Source organism: Nitrospirillum amazonense, assembly GCF_007828045.1.
GTDB lineage: Bacteria > Pseudomonadota > Alphaproteobacteria > Azospirillales > Azospirillaceae > Nitrospirillum > Nitrospirillum amazonense_C.
On sequence record NZ_VITN01000013.1, the window covers coordinates 32,740 to 51,666 of the forward strand.

Genomic DNA, 18,927 nt, shown 5'->3' on the forward strand with positions numbered 1-18,927 from the left:
CGGCCGCGTATGGTCAAGCGGCATGAGGTTCACCCTCATGCCGTGGGACGCGACCGCCCTGCGTGTGAGGGGCCCAAGAAAAAAGGCCGCGCAACCCGGCTGGAGCGGCGCGGCCTTGTTCTCATCACGGCCAGGGTCAGCTGGCCGCCGCCGCTTGCTGGCGGGCCTCGTTGGGATCGCGCAGGACGTAGCCGCGGCCCCAGACGGTTTCGATGTAGTTGCTGCCGTCCGTCGCCTGCGCCAGCTTCTTGCGCAGCTTGCAGACGAAGACGTCGATGATCTTCAGCTCCGGCTCATCCATGCCGCCATAGAGATGGTTCAGGAACATCTCCTTGGTCAGGGTGGTGCCCTTGCGCAGGGACAACAGCTCCAGGATGCCGTATTCCTTGCCCGTCAGGTGCAGGGGCTGGCCCGACACCTCGACCGAGCGCGTGTCCAGGTTCACGGTCAGCGCGCCGGTGCGGATGACGCTTTCCGAATGGCCCTTGCTGCGGCGGACGATGGCCTGCATGCGGGCCAGCAGCTCGCGCTTGTCGAACGGCTTGGTCAGGTAGTCGTCGGCACCAAAGCCCAGACCCTTCAGCTTTGCGTCCAGCTCAGTCAGGCCGGAGAGGATCAGGATGGGCGTGGTCACCCGGGCCGAGCGCAGGCGCCGCAGCACCTCATACCCGTCGATGTCGGGCAACATCAGGTCCAGGATGATGATGTCGTAGTCATACAGCTTGCCGATCTCCAGGCCATCTTCGCCAAGATCGGTTATGTCAACGATGAACCCTTCGGATTTGAGCATCAATTGAATGCTCTTGGCCATCGACGGATCGTCTTCTACGACCAGTACTCTCATGGGCGTCTTCCTTGAAAGGGGTGTAGTCTCAAGGGAGCGGGGAGGTTAACTGCCGACTAGGTTAACAGATGCCGCGGCATTATGCTACGCGGGTAAGGCTATCCTTTAGCTATCTCACCCGTTGTGGGCACCACTCCGGAACCCGTCCCGCGATTGGGATGATTCGGGGCCGTAACGGCTTGATAAATCCGGATTTAGGGCGCGAGAGACCGGCCATGATGTACGACCCCAACCTCCTGATCCCCGAAATCGAGGCGCTTGCTCCCTTCAAGATCTTCGGGCGGGTCACATCGGTGCTGGGCATGCTGGTGGAGGTCGGCGGCGTGGAACGCCGCCTGTCCATCGGCGGGCGCTGCCGCGTCATCTCGCGCGGGGGGCGGCCCGTGCCGTGCGAGGTGGTCGGCTTCCGCAACGGCAAGGCTCTGCTGCTGCCCTACGGCACGCTGGAGGACATCGGCCTGGGCTGCCGCGCCGAGGTGTCGGAGGGCCAGCCCGAGATCCACCCCACGCCCGCCTGGCTGGGCCGCGTGATCAACGCCCTGGGTGAGCCGCTGGACGGCAAGGGGCCCTTGCCCCTGGGCCCCGTGGGCAACCCGATCAAGGCAGCGCCCCCGCAGGCCAGCACCCGCAAGCGGGTGGGGGAGAAGATCGATTTGGGCGTGCGCTCCATCAACACTTTCCTGTCCTGCTGCCGCGGGCAGCGCATGGGCATCTTCGCCGGTTCCGGCGTGGGCAAGTCGGTGCTGATGTCCATGCTGGCGCGCTACACCGCCGCCTCCGTCACCGTCATCGGCCTGATCGGCGAACGCGGACGCGAGGTGCAGGAGTTCATCGAGGACGATCTGGGGGAAGAAGGCCTGGCCCGCAGTGTCGTGGTGGTGGCCACCAGCGACGAGCCGCCGCTGATGCGCCGGCAGGCCGCCTATATGACCTTCGCGGTGGCGGAGCATTTCCGCGACCAGGGGCTGGACGTGCTGTGCATGATGGACAGCGTCACCCGCTTCGCCATGGCCCAGCGCGAGATCGGCCTGTCCGCCGGCGAGCCGCCCACCACCAAGGGCTATCCGCCCACCGTGTTCGCCGAGCTGCCGCGCCTGCTGGAACGGGCGGGGCCGGGGGCGGGCGACGGCACCATCACCGGCCTGTTCACCGTGCTGGTGGACGGCGACGACCATAACGAGCCCATCGCCGACGCCGTGCGCGGCATCCTGGATGGCCATATCGTTATGGAGCGCCGCATCGGCGAGCGCGGGCGCTATCCCGCCATCAACATCCTGCGCAGCGTCTCGCGCACCATGCCGGACTGCAACACGGATGAGGAGAACGCGCTGGTCATCGCCGCCCGCCGGCTGATGTCCTCCTACAGCGATATGGAGGAGATGATCCGCCTCGGCGCCTATCGCCGGGGCAGCGATCCGCAGGTGGACCGCGCCATCGAGCTGAACCCCCATATCGAAGGCTTCCTGCGCCAGGGGCGGCATGAGCGCAGCGACCTCGCCACCGGCTACGCTCAGCTGCAGGCCATCCTGAACGGCGCCAGCTGGCCCGTCTGAGCCGAACCAGGATCACCCTAACCCATGAAAAGCCTGAAGGCCCTGATCCGGCTGCACAAGAACCAGGTGGACGACAAGCGCCGCCACCTGACGCAGCTGCGCGACCAGGAGGACAGGCTGACCCTGCAGCGCCAGCAGTTCGAGGCCCAGGTGGAGATGGAGCGCCAGCTGTCCGGCACCTCCGTCGACATGGCGATGGCCTTCGCCAGCTACCTTCCCCAGATCAAGCTGCGCCGCAACGCCATGGAAATCGCCCGGCAGCAGTTGATGATCGCCATCCGGCGGGCGGAAGAAGACTTGGCCCAGGCCTTCCAGGAACTGAAGCGCTTCGAACTGGCGGAGGAGGAGCGCATCCGCAAGGAGAAGGCGGAGTTGGCCCGCAAGGAGGCCATGATGCTGGACGAGGTCGCCGCCCAGCGCCACCTGCGCCAGCAGGAAGAGGGCGGGATGGGGGAGGAGTAGGACGCCCGCTCGGAAGGAATACCCAGATATTTCCCGGCCCGCCGCTGGTTGAAACCGCTCCTCCGTCCTTTACATCGGTGCAGCGGGAGAATGTGTCCCGATATCCCAGGTTGAACCTTCCCGGCGGTGGAGGTGAACGTGTTGGCCTTCGACAAGGACGGTTGGGCGGTGGATCCCAAGATCACGGTAGCGCGCCGGCCCAATCTGGCGCATGGCCGCATGACAACGGTCAGCGGCATCATCGTCCATCAGACGGGCGCCCCCACGGCGTCGTCCACCCTCAATAGTTATCTGCAGGATGGCGCCAACGGCGCGCATTTCCTGATCGACAAGAACGGCGACATCTACCAGACCGGGTCCGTCTTCTGGCGGCAATGGCATGTGGGCAAGCTGAAGCCCCGCTGTATGCTGGAAAAGCGCTGCACACCGGTCGAGGTGAAGAATTTCGCCCATATGACCTACGCCGAGATCAACAGCTATGAGACGCAGAAGGCGGTGCCTGACCGCTATCCGTCGAATGACGATTCGATCGGCATCGAGCTGGTCGGCGCTCCCACGGGCACCGCGCCCAATCAGGGCTATGAGACGGTGACGGCGGAGCAGAACGCGTCCCTGGCCTGGCTGGTCAAGGAACTGACGGAGAAATTCGGTGTGCCGATGACGGAGGTGTTCCGCCATCCCGCCGTGTCCCGCAAGAACGAGCACGAGGCGGAGTCCGCGCGATGGTAAGGTTTTCGGCCCTTCTGGTGACCCTGCTGCTGGCTGCGCAGGCCCCCGTCCAGGCCAAGCCCACTTCCTTTGTCATCAAGCGCGTGCATGTCGAGCAGGCCGGAATCTGGCAGGAAAAGTCGGATGGTGACGAAACCAGGGAGAGGTGCGCCCGTTTCCATTTGAGCGACAAGGCGGCCACGCGCTGGTTCGCCAAGGCCAAGGAGGTGACGGAGCATGCCTGGCGGGAGGAGCTGGATTGGACCCAGTGCTTCGCCAAGGGCACGCTGACGACGGCGGACGGCAAGACCTACGCCTGGGACCTGGACCGCTCCGGCCGGGGGCAGGTCAAGGTCTCCGATACCGTCTCGACCTACCTGTCGGGGCCGGAGTTGCCCTTCGCGAAATAGCCTTCAGTTGAAATCATCGGGGTGAGGGCCGAGGCGGCCGCGCGGGTCGTCCAGGCCAGCGATGCGGGCCTTGTCCGCCTCATCCAGGCGGAAGTCGAAGACGGCGATGTTATCGCGGATGCGGTGCGGGGTGGCGGACTTCGGGATGACCCCCAGGCCCAGGTCCAGGTGCCAGCGGATGACGATCTGCGCCGGCGTCCGTTCGTGCTTGCGCGCGATTTCCACCAGCACCGGATGGTCCAGCAGCTTGCCCTGGCCCAGCGGGCTCCACGACTGGGTGACGATGCCGTGTTCCTCATGGAACGCGCGCAGCTCGCGCTGTTGGAACCGGGGATGCAGTTCGATCTGGTTCACGGCCGGCACCACGCCCGTCTCCTCGATCAGCTGGGCCAGCTGAGGGGTGGTGAAGTTGGAAACGCCGATGGACCGGGCCTTGCCCGTTTCCCGCAGGGCGATCAGCGCCCGCCACGTCTCCACATAGCGTGCGCGGGCCGGGGTTGGCCAGTGGATGAGATAGAGGTCCACGGCGGGCAGCCCCAGGCGCGACAGGCTGTGGTCCAGCGCCGCCACCGGCGCCTCCGTGCCATGGCTGTCGTTCCACAGCTTGGTGGTCACGAACAGGCTGCGGGCGGTGATGCCGGTGCTCCGCAGGCCCCGGCCCACACCGGCTTCATTGCCGTAGATGGCGGCGGTGTCCACCAGCCGGTACCCCGCCTCCAGGGCCGTTCCCACCACGGGGGCGGCCTGGCTGTCCGGCGTCTGCCAGACGCCCAGGCCCAGCTGGGGCATGACGCGGCCGTCGTTCAGGGTGAGGGTGGGCTGGCTGTCCATGGGGCGGATCCCGCTTGTTCACGTCCGAGGCGTCAACCAAGGTGGGGCGGCCTGGCCCCGAAACAAGGGGCGCTATATCCGCGTGGTGGGACCCACGCCCCCGCTGCCGACGCCGGCGGCATGATCGACCCAGCCGTGGGCGCCGGTCTGGAAGGCCAACCCGCCACTGTAGCCCACGGCCGCCAGGCTGTTGCTGTAGATGCCGTGCAGTTCCCGCGTCAGGCTGCTGGGCAGCAGCTGGCGGGTGCGGATCACCAGGTCGAAGCGGCCAGTCCAAATCAGGCCGTCCAGCTGCATGGGCCCCAGCTGCGACAGCTGCAGGTCGATCAGGAAGCGGCGCAGCGGGCGGTTGCGAACCCCGCGCGCGCCGCCGTCCTCTTCCTCGCCCTCCTCGTCGTTGATGGCGCGGACATGGACTTGCAGGCGCCCCACCTCATCGCCGAAGGGCACGGCGAAGGTGCGCCAGCCTTCCTTGTTGGGTTCCGCCGCCTGGGTGGCGATGCTGTTGAAATCATCGCTGAGGCGGGCGGACAGGCGCCCACGCCCCGCCTTGCTGAGTGTCGACATCGCCTCCGACCCCAGCCAGCCGCTGGCGTCGCCGCCGCGCAGGGCCGCCAGGAAGACCACCAGGGTCTTGGTCAGCTGCGGCGTCGGGCGGGGGAGCACGCTGTTGATCAATTGGTGCGCCAGGGCCGGGTCGCTGGCGGCGATGACCGCCAAGGCCTCCCGCAGGGCCGGCCAGTCGCGGCCCCGCGCCGGGTCTATGGGCGGCGGCACGGCATCCAACTCCGGCGCCGCGGTGGCGGCCGGCGCCAGCTGCACCTTGGTGCCCACGGGCAGGTCGGCGCGGGCCTGCAACAGGAAGGTGCCCCGGGGCGTTTCCACCACCGGCTGGCCGCTGCGGGTCAGGGCCACCACCGTGCCGGGCAGGGGCGGCAGGACGCCCGGCCGGGCCAGGGCGGGGTTCAGCGGCGCCTCCGCCGCATCCTCCGGCGGCAGGATGCCGGGGCCGGCAGCGGGGGCGGCTTCCAAGGGCATGCCCGGCCGCTGCACGGACAGCAGCGTGAGGCTGAGCGTCTGCCCCGGACTGGGGCTGGTGGGCGCGCGCGGAGCGGGAGTGTAGGCACCGGCCGGCGCGGCCGGAAGGGGCGTGCCGGGCAACCCCGCCTGAGGGGGCGAGGCGCCGGGCGTGAAAGCGGCCGCGGGTGTCATGGCTGGAGGTTCTGATGGCGCGCCGAAGGGCGATGCGGGCACGCCGCCACCCATAGCCGCCGATGGCCCGGCTTGGCCGGCGGGCACGGCCAGCGCCGGGGGGCCGGTCGGGGCCTGCGGCGGCGGAACTTGGCCTGCGGGTGCCGGTGCGCTCTGCGCCAATAGATTCGTCAGGGGGGCCGCCGCGATGGTGGTGGCCTGTGGCGGTGGGGGCTGTGGCGCTGGGGTCTGTGATGCCTGGGCGTTTGGGACGGGCGCCGCCGCCGCCGGTGTGGCCAAGGTGGTCGGCTGCTCCTGCGGCGGCGTGCCAGCGGGCAGGGGGGAGAAGGGGGCGGCGGTGCCGGAGGGCAAGCCGGTGCGAACGAAGCTGGGCCGCGTCGCATTCAGGAACAGGCCGCCGCTGACGAAGGACGCCTCATCCGTCACCGGGGGCACGACGGTGGGAGAGGGGGCGGCGTCCGGTTGCGGCGCCTGCGATGGCGTCCCGGACTGCGTCGGCACTGCCTTGGACGGCCCCAGGTCCGGCAGGAACTCCGGCACGCCCAGGGCGGCCAGCAGGGTGGCGGCACGGCCGAGCGACTGGGACGCCGCTGGTGGGGCGGGCTGTTGCGCTGACGTGGGAGCGGGGGCGCCGGCGGTGGGGGATGCTTGCATCCCTGCCGGTCCGGTGTCGGGTGCGGCGGTGCCGGGCGTCACCGGAGCCCCGGTTGACGGTATGGCGGTTTGGGCGGGGGACGGGTTCGCCGGGGATGGAACCGGCGACGACACGCCCGTGGTGGACTGGCCGTTGGGCGCTGGCGTGGCGGTGGCTGGCGTGCCGCCACCGCTTGGCACCGATGCTTGAGGCGTGGGTGGCGGCGCGATGCCGGGCAGCAGGTCGGCCAACGAGGGCGGGTTGGCGCCGGCGCCAGTGCCGGGCAGGCCGGCTGTCGTCTGCGCGAACAGCAAATTCGCCAGGGTGCTGGTGGCTGAGGCGGGAATGGGCGCGCCCGTGGGGGTGGGGGGGGCCTGGCCGCCGGCTGCCGGCAGGGCCGTGGATGGGCTTGCCCCAGATAGGGTTGTCCCAGACGGGGTGGTCGATGGGGGCTGGCCGGTATCCGTATCCGGAGCGGTGGCGCCTGTCTGTGGGGCCGTGGCGCCGCTACCGCTGGCCGCGGTGGCGGCTGGGCTGGGCGCGGGCTGGTTCGGTGCCGGCTGGTTCGGTGATTGCTGCGGGGAGTCGTCCGTCAGGTCGGGCTGGTCGCCGGTGTCGCCCCGGGCGCCGACGATCAGGCCCAGCCCCTGGCCCTGGTTGATGTCGGACGCCGGCGCCTGGGTGTCGGGTGCCGGCGTGCTGGCGGTATTGGATGCGGGGGCGGGGTTCAGCAGGACGGCGGCCAGCGTGGTGCCCACCTGCAAGGCCGGCAGGCTGGCGGCGGGGCTGGTCAACTGGACGGCAGGCTGCGGCTGGGGTTGGACCGCCGCTGCGGCTTGGCCGCTGCCGCCAGTCTGGGCCGCCCCCTGGGCCGCCCCCTGTGTCGCCGCCTGCGCCACCACGGTGGCCGTCAGCGCGGTGCCCGTGGTCTGCGCCGGGATTTGCAGGGTGACCGGGCGGTCGGTGGGCAGGGGGGCTTCGGTGCGGACCTGCACGTCGCCGGCGGCGGTGCGCACTGTGGCCTGGTCGCCCTGTTGTTCCGTGACCATGCCGCTAACGGCTAAAGCCCGGGCGAGGCCGGCCAGCTTGTCCGGCAGCTGGGTCACCGTCACCTGCCCCAACACAGTGGGGGCGGCACCGGCCCCGGTGCCAGCCGTTTGGGTGATGATGGAGGGTGTCTGGACGCCGCTCATGGCCGAAGGCTCCGTCCCTCGCTCCGTCCCTCAGGGGGCGAGCCCAGTCCGATCAGTGCCATCCAGCCGGGGGCCACGCCGGATCAGCCCCCTTGGTTCAGGCGGTTGGCCACCATCTCGATGTCATGGGCGGCATCTGAGGTGGGGAAGCGCATGAACAGGGGCGACTGGTTGCGGATGGCCTCGCGCACTTTGGCGTCGCGCCGCACGATGCCGCCCAGCTTGGGCGACATCTTCAGATAGCGCTGGCAGACGGTCAGCAGCTTCTCATACGTCCTCTCGCCCAGCGCCTTGCTGTCGGCCATGTTGATGACCACGCGCAGGTCGGCCATGGGGTTGGCCTGGTAGCTGAGCTTCAGGAAGGCGTAGGCGTCGGTGATGGAGGTGGGCTCGTCCGTCGTCACCACCAGGGTGGTGCCGGCCGGGCCGGAGAAGGTGCGCACCATGCGGTCCACGCCCGCGCCCAGGTCGATGACCACCCAGTCATAGCTCTTGGCCACGTCCGCCAGTTCCGTGCGCAGCTGGGTCAGCCGCGCAGGCGGCAGGTTGGCCAGGCTGCCGGAACCGCTGCGGCCGGCGATGATGTCGAACCCGCCTTCGGGGAAGCGCTGGGCCGCGCCCTGCAGGGTCACCATGCCGTCGATCACCTGGCCCAGATCGCGCTTGGGCATCAGGCCCAACTGGATGTCCACGTTGGCCAGGCCCAGGTCACCGTCGAACAGCAGGATGCGCTTGCCGCTGCGCGCCAGGGCGTGCGCCAGGGTGACGGAGAAGAAGGTCTTGCCCACGCCGCCCTTGCCGCTGGCCACGGCCAGGATGTTCTGGCGCCGCAGGGGCATGACGTTGTCGGCGGTGGCGAGGGCCGCCGGCGCGCCGGTCGGGGAGAGGAGGTCGTTCATGCGTGGGTCCCCGTTTGCTTGGCGCGGCGTTCGCTGGTTTCAGAGCCGGGCATCATCAGGCGGGCGAGCGATGTGGGTGAGAGGGGCGTCAGGCCTTCGGCCGCGCGCGGGCTGGTGCTGGCGTCGCACAGGGCCAGGCCGGCCTCGTGCGCGGCGGTCAACATGCTGCCCAGGCGCCGGGCCATGTCCAGGCGGGTGGTCAGCAGGCGGCGGGCGCCCAGCGCGCGGAAGGCGCGGGCCATCTCCGACGCTTCCACCGGATCCATGCCGGCGGGCAGCACCAGCACCGGCTCGATGTCGGCGGCCACCAGGAAATCGCGCAGGTCGTTCAGGTCGGCCTGGCTGTAGGGGTTACGGCCGGCGCTGTCGACCAGCACCTGCTCCGCCCCCCGCTGCACATCCAGGGCGTCGGCCAGGGCCAGCGGATCCTCCACCGTCATCAGCCGCAGCTTCAGCACGCGGGTGAAGGCGGCCAGCTGGTCGATGCCGCCCGCGCGCACCGTGTCGGTGGAGATGACGCCCACGGGCCGGCCCTTCAAGGCGGCGCGGGCGCACAGCTTGGCCACCGTCAGCGTCTTGCCCGCACCCGGCGGGCCTACCAGCATCAGCGGCTTGGGAAAACGCCCCTCGGGCAGGGGCTGGAAGGTGAAGACGGACTCCAGGGCAGCGGCCAGCAGGGTCTGGGCGTCCTTGGCGTCGAAATCGGCGATGCTGTCCATCAGCCGCTGATTCAGGTCGGCCGGCAGACCGTGGCGGAACAGGATGTCCGTCACCTGGTCGGCGGGGTCGGGGGCCAGCGGGTCGTGGTAGCGATCATTGATGGCGGGCATGCCCGGAACGGGGATGGACTCCTCCACCGCCGCCGTCACCCGGACGCCGACGCCCTCTTCCTCGCGCGTGGCGACGATGATGGCGTCATCCCCCAGCACCTCCCGGACAAGGCGCATCGCCTCACCCATGGTTGGGGCATGAAAGGACTTCAGCCGCATGATTGTCCTGCCCTAGGGGCCATATCCACTCCACCTCCCCACAGGGGCCCACCCCCGAGGGACCCTGCCACCGGAACCGCCGCGGCCGCACCCGCCGCCCACGGCATCTGAAACCCCAACCTCAACCGAACCCTGCACCGAAGCGGCCGAACGCTTCCCGGTTCGGCCATCCTGGTTCGGCTATCCTGGCACGGCACTCCATTAAGGGCGCTGCGCCAGGTCATTTGCGCGTATGCGGGCATTAACCCGGCTTGTCTGCCGTCAAAAGGACAAATACGTCAAGGACCCAAAGATGGCATCTTATTCGGACCGTTGCATCAGCGATAAGGGCGTGCTGGCGCAGCTTCCGGCCCGCCGTGTCATTTACACCGCGCTTGCTTAATTTTGCGTTAGCCATGTTCGGTGACGCCCCACATCATCCGGCGGAAGGCCGCTTCGTCCTGCCGCCGCCCCGCTATTTCTATATCCCCGGCCGCCCCCGCGGCTCTTACACTTGTCCCAAGGTCTTGATCTTGGCCTTGGGGTGGATTTCGTTCTGCGACATGACGGCGGTGGCCGGCCGGAACCGCTCGATGATGGAGCGGACGAAGGGCCGGATGCCCGGGCTGGTCAGCAGCACCGGCGATTCACCCATCATGGCGTGGCGGTCGTAGGTCTGGCGGACGGCGGTGATGAACTGTTGCAGCCGCGACGGCGCCATGGCCAGGTTGCGCTCATCCCCCTCGCCGACGACGGACTCGGCGAAGGCCTGCTCCCACTCCGGCGACAGGGTGATGAGGGGGATGTAGCCCTGGTCGTTGGTGTGGCTGTCGGAGATTTGGCGCGACAGGCGGGCGCGCACGTGCTCCGTGATCTGGGTGATGTTGCGGGTGTAGCCCGTCGCCTCCGACACGCCTTCCAGGATGGCCGGCAGGTCGCGGATGGAGATGCGCTCGGCCAGCAGGCTCTGCAGCACGCGTTGCAGCGCGCCCACGCCGATCTGGCCGGGGATGACGTCGGCCACCAGCTTCTGCTGTTCCTTGTTCAGCTCGTCCAGCAGCTTCTGGGTCTCGGCGTAGGACAGCAGGTCCGCCATGTTGTCGCGCACCACCTCGGTCAGGTGGGTGGTCAGCACGGTGGGAGGGTCCACCACGGTGAAGCCTTTGAACAAGGCCTCCTCGCGATAGGCCGGCTCGATCCACATGGCGGGCAGGCCGAAGGTGGGCTCCGTCGTCACCTCGCCCGGCAGCTGGATGGGCTCGCCGCGCGGATCCATGCACAGCAGCATGTTGGGGCGCACGTCGCCGCGGCCGGCCTCGATCTCCTTGATGCGGATGACGTAGCTGTTGGGCGGCAGCTGCAAATTGTCCTGGATGCGCACGGCCGGCATGATGATGCCGATCTCGCTGGCCAATTGGCGGCGCAGGCCCTTGATCTGGTCGGTCAGGCGGTGGCCGGCGTCGGTGTTGATCAGCGACAGCAGGCCGTAGCCCAGCTCCAGCCGGATGAGGTCGATGGCCAGCGCGGAGGAAATGGGCTCCTCCGGCGCCGGCAGGGGGGCGCCACCGGGGCCGGTTGGGGCGCCGGGCGCGCCGCCGGCCATGGCTTCCCCTCCGGCCATCGGATCGCCGCGCGCCTTGCGCAGGCGCGGCAGGTAATAGGCGCCAGCGAACAGGGCGACGGCCAGCGAGATGAAGGGCAGGAAGGGAAGGCCAGGCAGCAGCGCCAGGGCGCACAGCAGGAAGGCGCTGAGGCCCATGGCCGAGGGGTAGAAGCTCAGCTGCCCGAACAGCGCCTTGTCGGCGGACCCCGACTGGCCCGACTTCGACACCATCAGGCCGGCGGCCAGCGAGACGATCAGCGCCGGGATCTGGCTGACCAGGCCGTCGCCGATGGTCAGCTGGGTGTAGGTGGCACCCGCCTTCAGGAACGACATGTTCTTCTGGCCGACGCCGATGATCATGCCGACGACGACGTTGATGAAGGTGATGACCATGCCGGCCACGGCGTCGCCGCGCACGAACTTGGATGCACCGTCCATGGCGCCGAAGAACTGGCTTTCCTCCTCCAGCTCGCGGCGGCGTTTCTTGGCCTCGCCCTCGTCGATCAGGCCGGCCGACAGGTCGGCGTCGATGGCCATCTGCTTGCCGGGCATGCCGTCCAGGGTGAAGCGCGCCGCCACTTCGGCGATACGGCCCGAACCCTTGGTGATGACGGTGAAGTTCACCATCACCAGGATGGCGAACACCGTCACGCCGATGATGAAGTTGCCGCCCATGATGAAGCCGCCGAACGCCTGGATGACGTGGCCGGCGGCCTGGGTGCCCTCATGCCCGTGCCCCAGGATCAGGCGGGTGGACGCCATGTTCAGCGCCAGGCGCAACATGGTGGACACCAGCAGGATGGTGGGGAAGGAGCTCATCTCCAGCGGCTTCTGGATGCTGAGCACCGTCATCAGGATCAGGACGGAAAAGGTGAAGGAAACGGCGAGGCCGAAGTCCAGCAGGAAGGTCGGCAGCGGGATGACCAGCATGACCAGGATGGTCACGATGCCCAGCGCGAACAGAATCTCCGTCCGCTTCAGCAGCGCGGGACCGGCCGTCCGCGCGTTGCCGAACAGGGACTGCAGCATGTTGCCGCCGGAGGCCGCGGTCTGGTCAGCCATGGTCTCTCTTTCCGGTGCCTGTCAGGTGTCCGTTCCCTCGCCTTACATCGCCGCCCGGTCCAGCTCGCCACCCGCCGGCGGCGGCACGGCGACGCCCTCGTCGCTGTACTGCTTCAGCTTGTTGCGCAGGGTGCGGATGGAGATGCCCAGGATGTTGGCGGCATGCGTCCGGTTGCCCAGGCAATGGCTGAGCGTGTCGATGATCAGGTCACGCTCCACATCCGCCACGCTGCGGCCCACCAGGCCGGCGGTGCCGGAGGCGCCGGGCTCGCCAGCCGGGGGCTGGGCGGCGGCGGTGGCGCGGGCGGCCACCGGGGCCACCGCGCTGTAGCCTTGCGCCGCCGCCGCCGGTTCCGCACCGGTCAGCAGGATGGCGTCGGTGCCGATTTCCGTCCCGCGCGACAGCAGCACGGCGCGGTGCATGGTGTTCTCCAGCTCACGCACGTTGCCGCGGAAGCGGTGGGCCTGCAGCATGGCCATCGCCTCCGGGCTCACCTTGCGTTCCGGCAGGCCGTTGGCCTCGGAATATTTGGTGGCGAAGTGCTGCGACAGGATGGCGATGTCGGCCGGGCGCTCGCGCAGGGGCGGCAGGACCAGATTCACCACGTTCAGGCGGAAGAACAAGTCCTCGCGGAAGCGGCCGGCCCGCACCTCCTCCTCCAGGAGGCGGTTGCTGGTGGCCAGTACGCGGATGTCCACCTTCACCGGCTGGGTCCCGCCCACCCGGTCGATCTCCCGTTCCTGGATGGCGCGCAGCAGCTTGGCCTGCAGCCGGATGTCCATCTCCGAGATTTCGTCCAACAGCAGGGTGCCGCCGTTGGCCTCCTCGAACTTGCCCACGCGGCGCGCCACGGCGCCGGTGAAGGCGCCCTTCTCATGGCCGAACAGCTCGGATTCCAGCAGGTTTTCCGGGATGGCGGCGCAGTTGACGGAGACGAACACTGCGTTGGCCCGGCGGCTCTTGCGGTGGATGTAGCGGGCCATCAGTTCCTTGCCGGTGCCGGACTCGCCGGTGATCAGCACGCTGGCGTCGCTGGGGGCGATCTGGTCGGCCAGGCGCAGCACGCTACCCATGGAGGGGTCGCGGCTGACGATGGCGTGGCTTTCCTCGGCCACCGCCTCCAGCACGGCGGCGATCAGCTGCGCGTCCGGAGGCAGGGGAATGTATTCCTTGGCGCCGGCGCGGATGGCCTTCACCGCCGCTTGCGCATCGGTCGCAACACCGCAGGCGACCACCGGCACGGTGATGCGCTCGGTCTTCAGCGCCTCGATCAGCATGCCGACGTCCAGCTTGACGTCGATCATCACCAGGTCGGCGCCCTGGCCGCCGCGCAGGGCGTTGAGGGCACCGCCGATGCTGTCGGTGTGGGCGACCTTCGCGCCCTTCTGGAGCGCGATCTTGCCCGCCGCCGTGATGTAGCCTTCCAGCGTTCCTACGATCAGCAACCGCATCGCTCAAAACCCTTTCAAACCGGGACGCCCCACCGGGGACGCGTCCGTCGTCCAACCATCAATCGTAATGGTTCAGCCGCAGCTCCGGCGGCAGAACCGTGTTCATCATCATTTCCAGCCGGCGCGGATTCTCCTGCCGGGCGATGGAGATGGCGCCCAGCATGAACAGCGTGTCCACGATGGCCTGGGCGTCGGTGTTGCGTTCCAGCTTTCCGGCCAGCGGCGCCAGGGCCATATTGCCCACCAGCGCGCCGTAGAAGGTCGTCAGCAGGGCTATCGCCATGGCCGGGCCGATGGCTGCCGGGTCCTGCAGGTTGCCCAGCATCTGTACCAGGCCCACCAGGGTGCCGATCAGGCCCATGGCCGGCGCCACTTCCGAGGCGCGGCGCAGCACGGCGGCGCCATGGCGGGACCGGGCCTGCTGCGCCTCGATCTCCGTGCGGAGGATGCGCTCCACATCTTCCGCCGCAATACCGTCCACCACCAGCTCGATGGCACGGGCCTGCAGGGGTTCCACCCCCTTGTCCTTCATCAGCGGCTGCAGGGTCAGCGGACCGTTGCGGCGCGCCGCCTCCGCCATCTGCAGGACATAGCCGGAGACATCGGCGATGTCGGCCACCGGCCGCATCAGGGCGCGGGCCAACTGGCGGCGGCAGGCCGCCAAGTCCTCGCGCGCGAAGGACACGATGGTGACGGCGATGGTGCCGCCCACCACGATCATGAGCGAGGGCACGTTGATGAAGGCCCGCGCGTGCCCGCCAAAGGCCAGGGCCGAGAACACCAGCGCGAACCCCGCCGTCAGGCCCAGCACCGTGGTCAGGTCCAGCCCATGGCGCACCCGCACCGGTTCCGGCAGGGGGGCGGACGCCGGCGCCTGGGCTCCCGCCGGGTGGGCCGGCCCCTTGGCCTCGTTCGCCGCCTCCGGCGCCGGCGCGGCCGCAGCCACCCGTCCGGCGGCGGTGCCGGCGGCGCGCAAGGTCGGGGAAGGGGGGCGGCTGTTCAACGGTCTCTCTTTCTCGACTACGGATCAGGTGCGTTCGGACTTGATGATTTCCGTCATGGTCACGCCCAGGCGGTCTTCCACCACCACCACCTCGCCGCGCGCCACCAGGCGGTTGTTGACGTAGATGTCGATGGCCTCGCCCACCTTGCGGTCCAGTTCCACCACCGCGCCGCGGCCCAGCTTCAACAGCTGGCTCACCTGCATGGTGCACTTGCCCAGCACGGCGGAAATCTGGACCGGGATGTCGTAGACGGCCTCCAGGTCCTTCACGATAGGGGCGCCATCGGCGTCCATGCCTGCTTGGCCGTCGAAATCGTCCAGGCTCATCGCTTCCCTCGTTTCTCACCGCCGGGGCGTCGCCCGGTCACGCATCCTAACAACACTGGCCCATACCATGTTGGCCTATGACGGCCTATACGCTCATTCCGCCGCCTCGCGGCCGTCTTCCAGGGGGCGCCCCAGGTTGCCGGCGATGCGGTCGATTTCCGCCCATAGGGCGGCCACGTCGCGCTCGGCGCCGCCATCCCCCCAGTCGGCCTTGCAGTCCAGTTCCCCGGCGCGGGGATCGGCCACCACGGCGACGGAGCCGGCGAAGCCCTGGCGCGCCGCCATGTCCTCGATCTTCTCCTTGATGGGGGCCAGCCAGTTCTCATGCACGCGGACCAGCAGGCGCGGTTCGTCCGACAGCTCCGCCAGGAAGGCGTTGACCGAGGCCTCCACCTCCACCAGGCCGTGGCGCTTGACCATGGCGGGGAACAGCTTGCGCACGATGGCCAGCGCCATGCGGATCGTGTTCTGGGCGCGCAGCGCGCGGCCCTGGGCTTCCGCCTGGATCAGCTGCCCGACACTGCCCTGCAATTGCGCCAGCACGTTGGCCAAAGCCAGCGCCGACTGGTCGGCACCGGCCTGCATGCCCTCGGCATGGCCCTGGGCGTAGGCGGCCTCGCGCGCCATGCGCACCTGCTGCTGCAGGTCGGCCAGGCTGAATGTGGGTTCCGGCGGCGGTGGGGGCGGGGGTGGCGGTTCCGGCGGCAGCTCGGGCGCGGGCGGGAGTTGTTCCTCCGGCACCTCGACGCGGCGGCCCTCGGGATCGAAGGAATTGTCGAACAGGAATCTGCGGATGTTGGTCATGGGTTACGTCCGCGCTCAATTTTCCTGGTACAGCCAGTTCCGGATGATGGACACGGCCTCTTCCGGGTGCTTCTCGACGATCTCGCCCACCTTGCGCAGCGAGGACGCGCGCACGCGGCCGTCCACGCGGTTGATGTCGATCATCTGTTCCAGTTCCTCGTTGGCCTGGGCGGCCTCCAGCGCCAGCTCGCGGGCTAGGGCGCCGCCGCCGGGACCGGCCAGCTGCGGCACGCCGCTCTGGTCGGACAGCAGGTCGGGCTCCTCATCCAGCTGCGGGGTGCGGTCCAGGGCGCGAGCCACCAGCGGCCGGATGACCAGCAGGATGACCAGGATGGCGACGATGGCCAGCACGATGGTTTCGGCGATGCGGAACACATCCTGCTTGGGCAGGCCGAACAGCGTCTCTTCCTTGGCCTCCAGCTCGCCCTCGGGGGTGGCGAACTTCATGCTGACTACGTCCACCGTATCGCCGCGCGAACCGTCGAAGCCGATGGATGATTTGACCAGGGACCCCAGCTTCTGCAGCTCGTCGTCCGAGCGCGGCTGGTACTGGGCCACACCCTTGTCGTCGGGCACGTAATTGCCATCGACCAGCACGGCGACCGACAGGCGGCGCACCTGGCCGGCCTCGCGCTCATGGACCTTCACGGTCTTGCTGATCTCGTAATTGATACGCTCGTTGGTCTTGGTGGTTTTGGAGCTGGAGGAGCCGTTGGTGGTGTTCTCGGCGTTGGCGGAGGGCAGGTTGTTCGCCACCGTCACCGGGTCCTGGCCTTCCTTGTTGATGTCTTCCGAGTTCTCGTTGTTGGTCTCGGTGGAGCGCACGACCTGGCTGTCGGGGTCGAAGATCTCGCTGTTCGTCGTGATATGGTCGAAATCCATGTCGACCGTCACCTCGGCCCGCACCTTGCCCATGCCCACGGTGCGGCCCACGATCTCCTCGACCTTGTCGGTCAGGCGCTGCTGATAGGCGAGGCGCTTCTCTTCCGCCGTCGCCATCATGGCTTCCTTGCTGTCGGAACCCATGCCCCGGGCCAGCAGGTTGCCCTTGTCGTCCACCACCGACACCATATCCGGCTGCAGTCCCGGGACCGACGCGGCAATCAGGTGCTGGACGCTGGCCACCTGTTCCTTCTTCAACTGCTGGCCGGGCCGCAGGCGCAGGACGACGCTGGCCGTGGCCTTCTGCGTCTCACGGCTGAACAGCTCGCGCTTGGGCAGCACCAGGTGGATGCGGGACTGCTGCACCGGGGCCAGGGTGTTCACCGTGCGCGACAGCTCACCCTCCAGCGCGCGCAGCTGCTGGACGGACTGCATGAAGCTAGTGGTGCCCAGGCTTTCCGCTTGGTTGAAGATCTCGTAACCGACGTTGCCACCGGTGGGCAGGCCCTGCTGGGCCATCAGCATGCGGATGCGGCCAACCTGGTCGGCCGGGACCTCGATGCGGGTGCTGTCCGGGCTGACCTGGTAGGGCACCTTGGGCTGCATCTGGTCCAGCTGCTGCACGATGGCGCCGCCGTCGCTGGGCGACAGGTCGCTGTACAGCAGGGCCATGTTGGGCGAGGAGCCGTTGAACAGCAGGAAGCCGAACAGGGCCAGGATCAGCAGCGCGACGCCACCGATGGCGCCCAGCCGCACCGGCCCAAGATTACGCAAGGTCTGCAACAGGTTTTCCAAGGTCCGCTCCCGGGCCGGCGGTCACCGAAAAATCACAGCGGAGTCTATAGCGTCGCTTCCGCGTTTGCCAGGATTGTGGGAACGTTCAGGGAATGGAATAGGGGGTGGTGGGCAAAAATTTCCTACACCCCGCAAAGTGTGTCATTTGCGTCACGCATTTTGCCAGTTGACGGAGTGTTGCATTCAACAAGAGCTGCCGCGGCGGTAAAAATTGCAAAATGCAATGGCCGTGGAGAATGTCGCCAAGGTGGCTTGACTATATTTTGTTAATTAGCTAAATACCGTCATCATGAATCGCGTCTTCAAAGCCCTGGCCGATCCCAGCCGCCGCCGCATCCTCCAATTGCTGCGCGAGGGGCCCTTGTCCGCCGGCGATATCGCCCGCCATTTCGACCTGGCCAAGCCCACCCTATCCGGCCATTTCGCCGTGCTGCGCGAGGCCGACCTGGTGGACCAGGAGCGGCAGGGCACCACCATCTACTACCGCCTGAACCTGTCGGTGCTGGAAGAGGCGCTGTCGGGCCTCATGGACAGCATGGGGATAGGGCAGGGGGAGCGGGCGGCCCATAGCCCCGGTCTGGTTAAGCCGGGGAAATAGCGGTCCCGCAAGGAGCATGCATATGTCCGCTCGGTTCTATTGGCTGATGACGGCCCAGATCCTGGCCGTCATGGCGCTGGTCAGCATCTATACGCTGACGCGGGTTGGAATGGATGCGACCCTGCCCATCCATTGGGGCGCCAACGGTCAGGTCGATGGGGTCGCCCCGGCACCTTGGGCGCTGGCGATCCTGCCTCTGACCGTTGTGGGGTGGGTGGCGCTCATGGCTGTGCTGGCCCAGTTTTCGCCCAGCGCGGCGGCCCTGGCGCGCTCGGGGACCGCCTGGCGCACGGCCTGTCTGTCGCTGACCGGCATGCTGGCACTGACCCACTTCGCCCTGGTGGGTGGCTTTTTGGGCCACCCGGTGGACATGGGCCGCACCCACGCGCTGATCATGGGCGTGTTCCTGGTTCTGATGGGCAATGTGATGGGCAAGGTGCGGCCGAACGGTCTGCTGGGCATCCGCACGCCGTGGACGCGCAACGATGAATGGGTGTGGGACCAGACGCACCGCTTCGGCGGCCGACTATTTGTGGCCGGCGGCTTCCTGCTGCTGGCCCTGACCTTCTGGCTGCCGCCGGCCCTGATCCGGGGGCCCCGCCTGACGATGGCGGTGCTGCTGCCCTTGGCGTTGATCTCGGTCCTCCGCTCCTATCTCTACTGGCGCGTCCGGCCCAACCGCTGAGC

The 18,927-nt window shown here is 68.5% G+C and carries 17 protein-coding genes; 6 read left to right on the top strand and 11 right to left on the bottom strand.

Translation table 11 applies throughout. From position 1 onward, the window contains the following. Window positions 1–136 precede the first annotated feature (136 nt). Entirely contained in the window at window positions 137–844 is a 708-nt protein-coding gene (gene ctrA / locus FBZ89_RS19260; RefSeq protein ID WP_145751484.1) for a response regulator transcription factor CtrA, read from the bottom strand. A 215-nt stretch (window positions 845–1,059) separates the two neighbouring features. Here ctrA and fliI point away from each other — a divergent pair, with 215 nt between their 5' ends. The 4 genes from fliI to FBZ89_RS19280 all read left to right on the top strand — a co-directional run bounded on the left by fliI (window position 1,060) and on the right by FBZ89_RS19280 (window position 3,977). Further along, a complete protein-coding gene (gene fliI, locus FBZ89_RS19265) occupies window positions 1,060–2,397 on the top strand; it encodes a flagellar protein export ATPase FliI (RefSeq protein WP_088871734.1) in 1,338 nt (445 codons plus the stop codon). Between the two features lie 24 nt (window positions 2,398–2,421). After that, complete coding sequence (locus tag FBZ89_RS19270) at window positions 2,422–2,859, top strand: flagellar FliJ family protein (RefSeq protein ID WP_145751485.1); 438 nt, start codon at window positions 2,422–2,424, stop codon at window positions 2,857–2,859. A 132-nt stretch (window positions 2,860–2,991) separates the two neighbouring features. Continuing rightward, entirely contained in the window at window positions 2,992–3,588 is a 597-nt protein-coding gene (locus FBZ89_RS19275) for a peptidoglycan recognition protein family protein (protein WP_246172340.1), read from the top strand. Further along, the gene (locus tag FBZ89_RS19280; RefSeq protein WP_145751487.1) at window positions 3,582–3,977 is read left to right on the top strand and encodes a hypothetical protein; all 396 of its coding nucleotides are present in this window, start codon (window positions 3,582–3,584) and stop codon (window positions 3,975–3,977) included. Before FBZ89_RS19275 ends, FBZ89_RS19280 begins: the two co-directional genes overlap by 7 nt. 3 nt (window positions 3,978–3,980) lie before the next feature. Here the strand turns inward: FBZ89_RS19280 and FBZ89_RS19285 are convergent, their stop codons facing one another. The 10 genes from FBZ89_RS19285 to fliF form a co-directional block, all read right to left on the bottom strand. Next, window positions 3,981–4,808, bottom strand: a complete 828-nt coding sequence (locus tag FBZ89_RS19285; protein ID WP_145751488.1) for an aldo/keto reductase — start codon at window positions 4,806–4,808, stop codon at window positions 3,981–3,983. Between the two features lie 72 nt (window positions 4,809–4,880). Beyond that, on the bottom strand, window positions 4,881–7,847 hold the full coding sequence (locus FBZ89_RS19290) for a hypothetical protein (protein ID WP_145751489.1): 2,967 nt from the start codon (window positions 7,845–7,847) through the stop codon (window positions 4,881–4,883). 83 nt (window positions 7,848–7,930) lie between these two features. After that, on the bottom strand, window positions 7,931–8,746 hold the full coding sequence (locus FBZ89_RS19295) for a MinD/ParA family protein (RefSeq protein WP_145751490.1): 816 nt from the start codon (window positions 8,744–8,746) through the stop codon (window positions 7,931–7,933). Then, window positions 8,743–9,735: a flagellar biosynthesis protein FlhF gene (locus FBZ89_RS19300; RefSeq protein ID WP_145751491.1), complete on the bottom strand. Its 993-nt coding sequence runs from the start codon at window positions 9,733–9,735 to the stop codon at window positions 8,743–8,745. Before FBZ89_RS19300 ends, FBZ89_RS19295 begins: the two co-directional genes overlap by 4 nt. A gap of 487 nt (window positions 9,736–10,222) precedes the next feature. Beyond that, on the bottom strand, window positions 10,223–12,379 hold the full coding sequence (flhA, locus tag FBZ89_RS19305; RefSeq protein ID WP_145751492.1) for a flagellar biosynthesis protein FlhA: 2,157 nt from the start codon (window positions 12,377–12,379) through the stop codon (window positions 10,223–10,225). 42 nt (window positions 12,380–12,421) lie between these two features. Then, on the bottom strand, window positions 12,422–13,831 hold the full coding sequence (gene flbD, locus FBZ89_RS19310) for a sigma-54-dependent transcriptional regulator FlbD (protein ID WP_145751493.1): 1,410 nt from the start codon (window positions 13,829–13,831) through the stop codon (window positions 12,422–12,424). A gap of 58 nt (window positions 13,832–13,889) precedes the next feature. Continuing rightward, a complete protein-coding gene (locus FBZ89_RS19315; RefSeq protein WP_246172342.1) occupies window positions 13,890–14,834 on the bottom strand; it encodes a motility protein A in 945 nt (314 codons plus the stop codon). A gap of 24 nt (window positions 14,835–14,858) precedes the next feature. Continuing rightward, window positions 14,859–15,161, bottom strand: a complete 303-nt coding sequence (gene fliN / locus FBZ89_RS19320) for a flagellar motor switch protein FliN (protein WP_004273939.1) — start codon at window positions 15,159–15,161, stop codon at window positions 14,859–14,861. A gap of 93 nt (window positions 15,162–15,254) precedes the next feature. Then, on the bottom strand, window positions 15,255–15,965 hold the full coding sequence (locus FBZ89_RS19325; protein ID WP_145751494.1) for a FliH/SctL family protein: 711 nt from the start codon (window positions 15,963–15,965) through the stop codon (window positions 15,255–15,257). A 15-nt stretch (window positions 15,966–15,980) separates the two neighbouring features. Beyond that, a complete protein-coding gene (fliF, locus tag FBZ89_RS19330; RefSeq protein ID WP_088871724.1) occupies window positions 15,981–17,642 on the bottom strand; it encodes a flagellar basal-body MS-ring/collar protein FliF in 1,662 nt (553 codons plus the stop codon). 289 nt (window positions 17,643–17,931) lie between these two features. Here fliF and FBZ89_RS19335 point away from each other — a divergent pair, with 289 nt between their 5' ends. Both FBZ89_RS19335 and FBZ89_RS19340 read left to right on the top strand, forming a co-directional pair. After that, window positions 17,932–18,240: an autorepressor SdpR family transcription factor gene (locus FBZ89_RS19335; protein ID WP_145751495.1), complete on the top strand. Its 309-nt coding sequence runs from the start codon at window positions 17,932–17,934 to the stop codon at window positions 18,238–18,240. A gap of 22 nt (window positions 18,241–18,262) precedes the next feature. After that, entirely contained in the window at window positions 18,263–18,925 is a 663-nt protein-coding gene (locus FBZ89_RS19340; protein ID WP_186457441.1) for an SdpI family protein, read from the top strand. The last annotated feature ends 2 nt before the right edge of the window (window positions 18,926–18,927 follow it).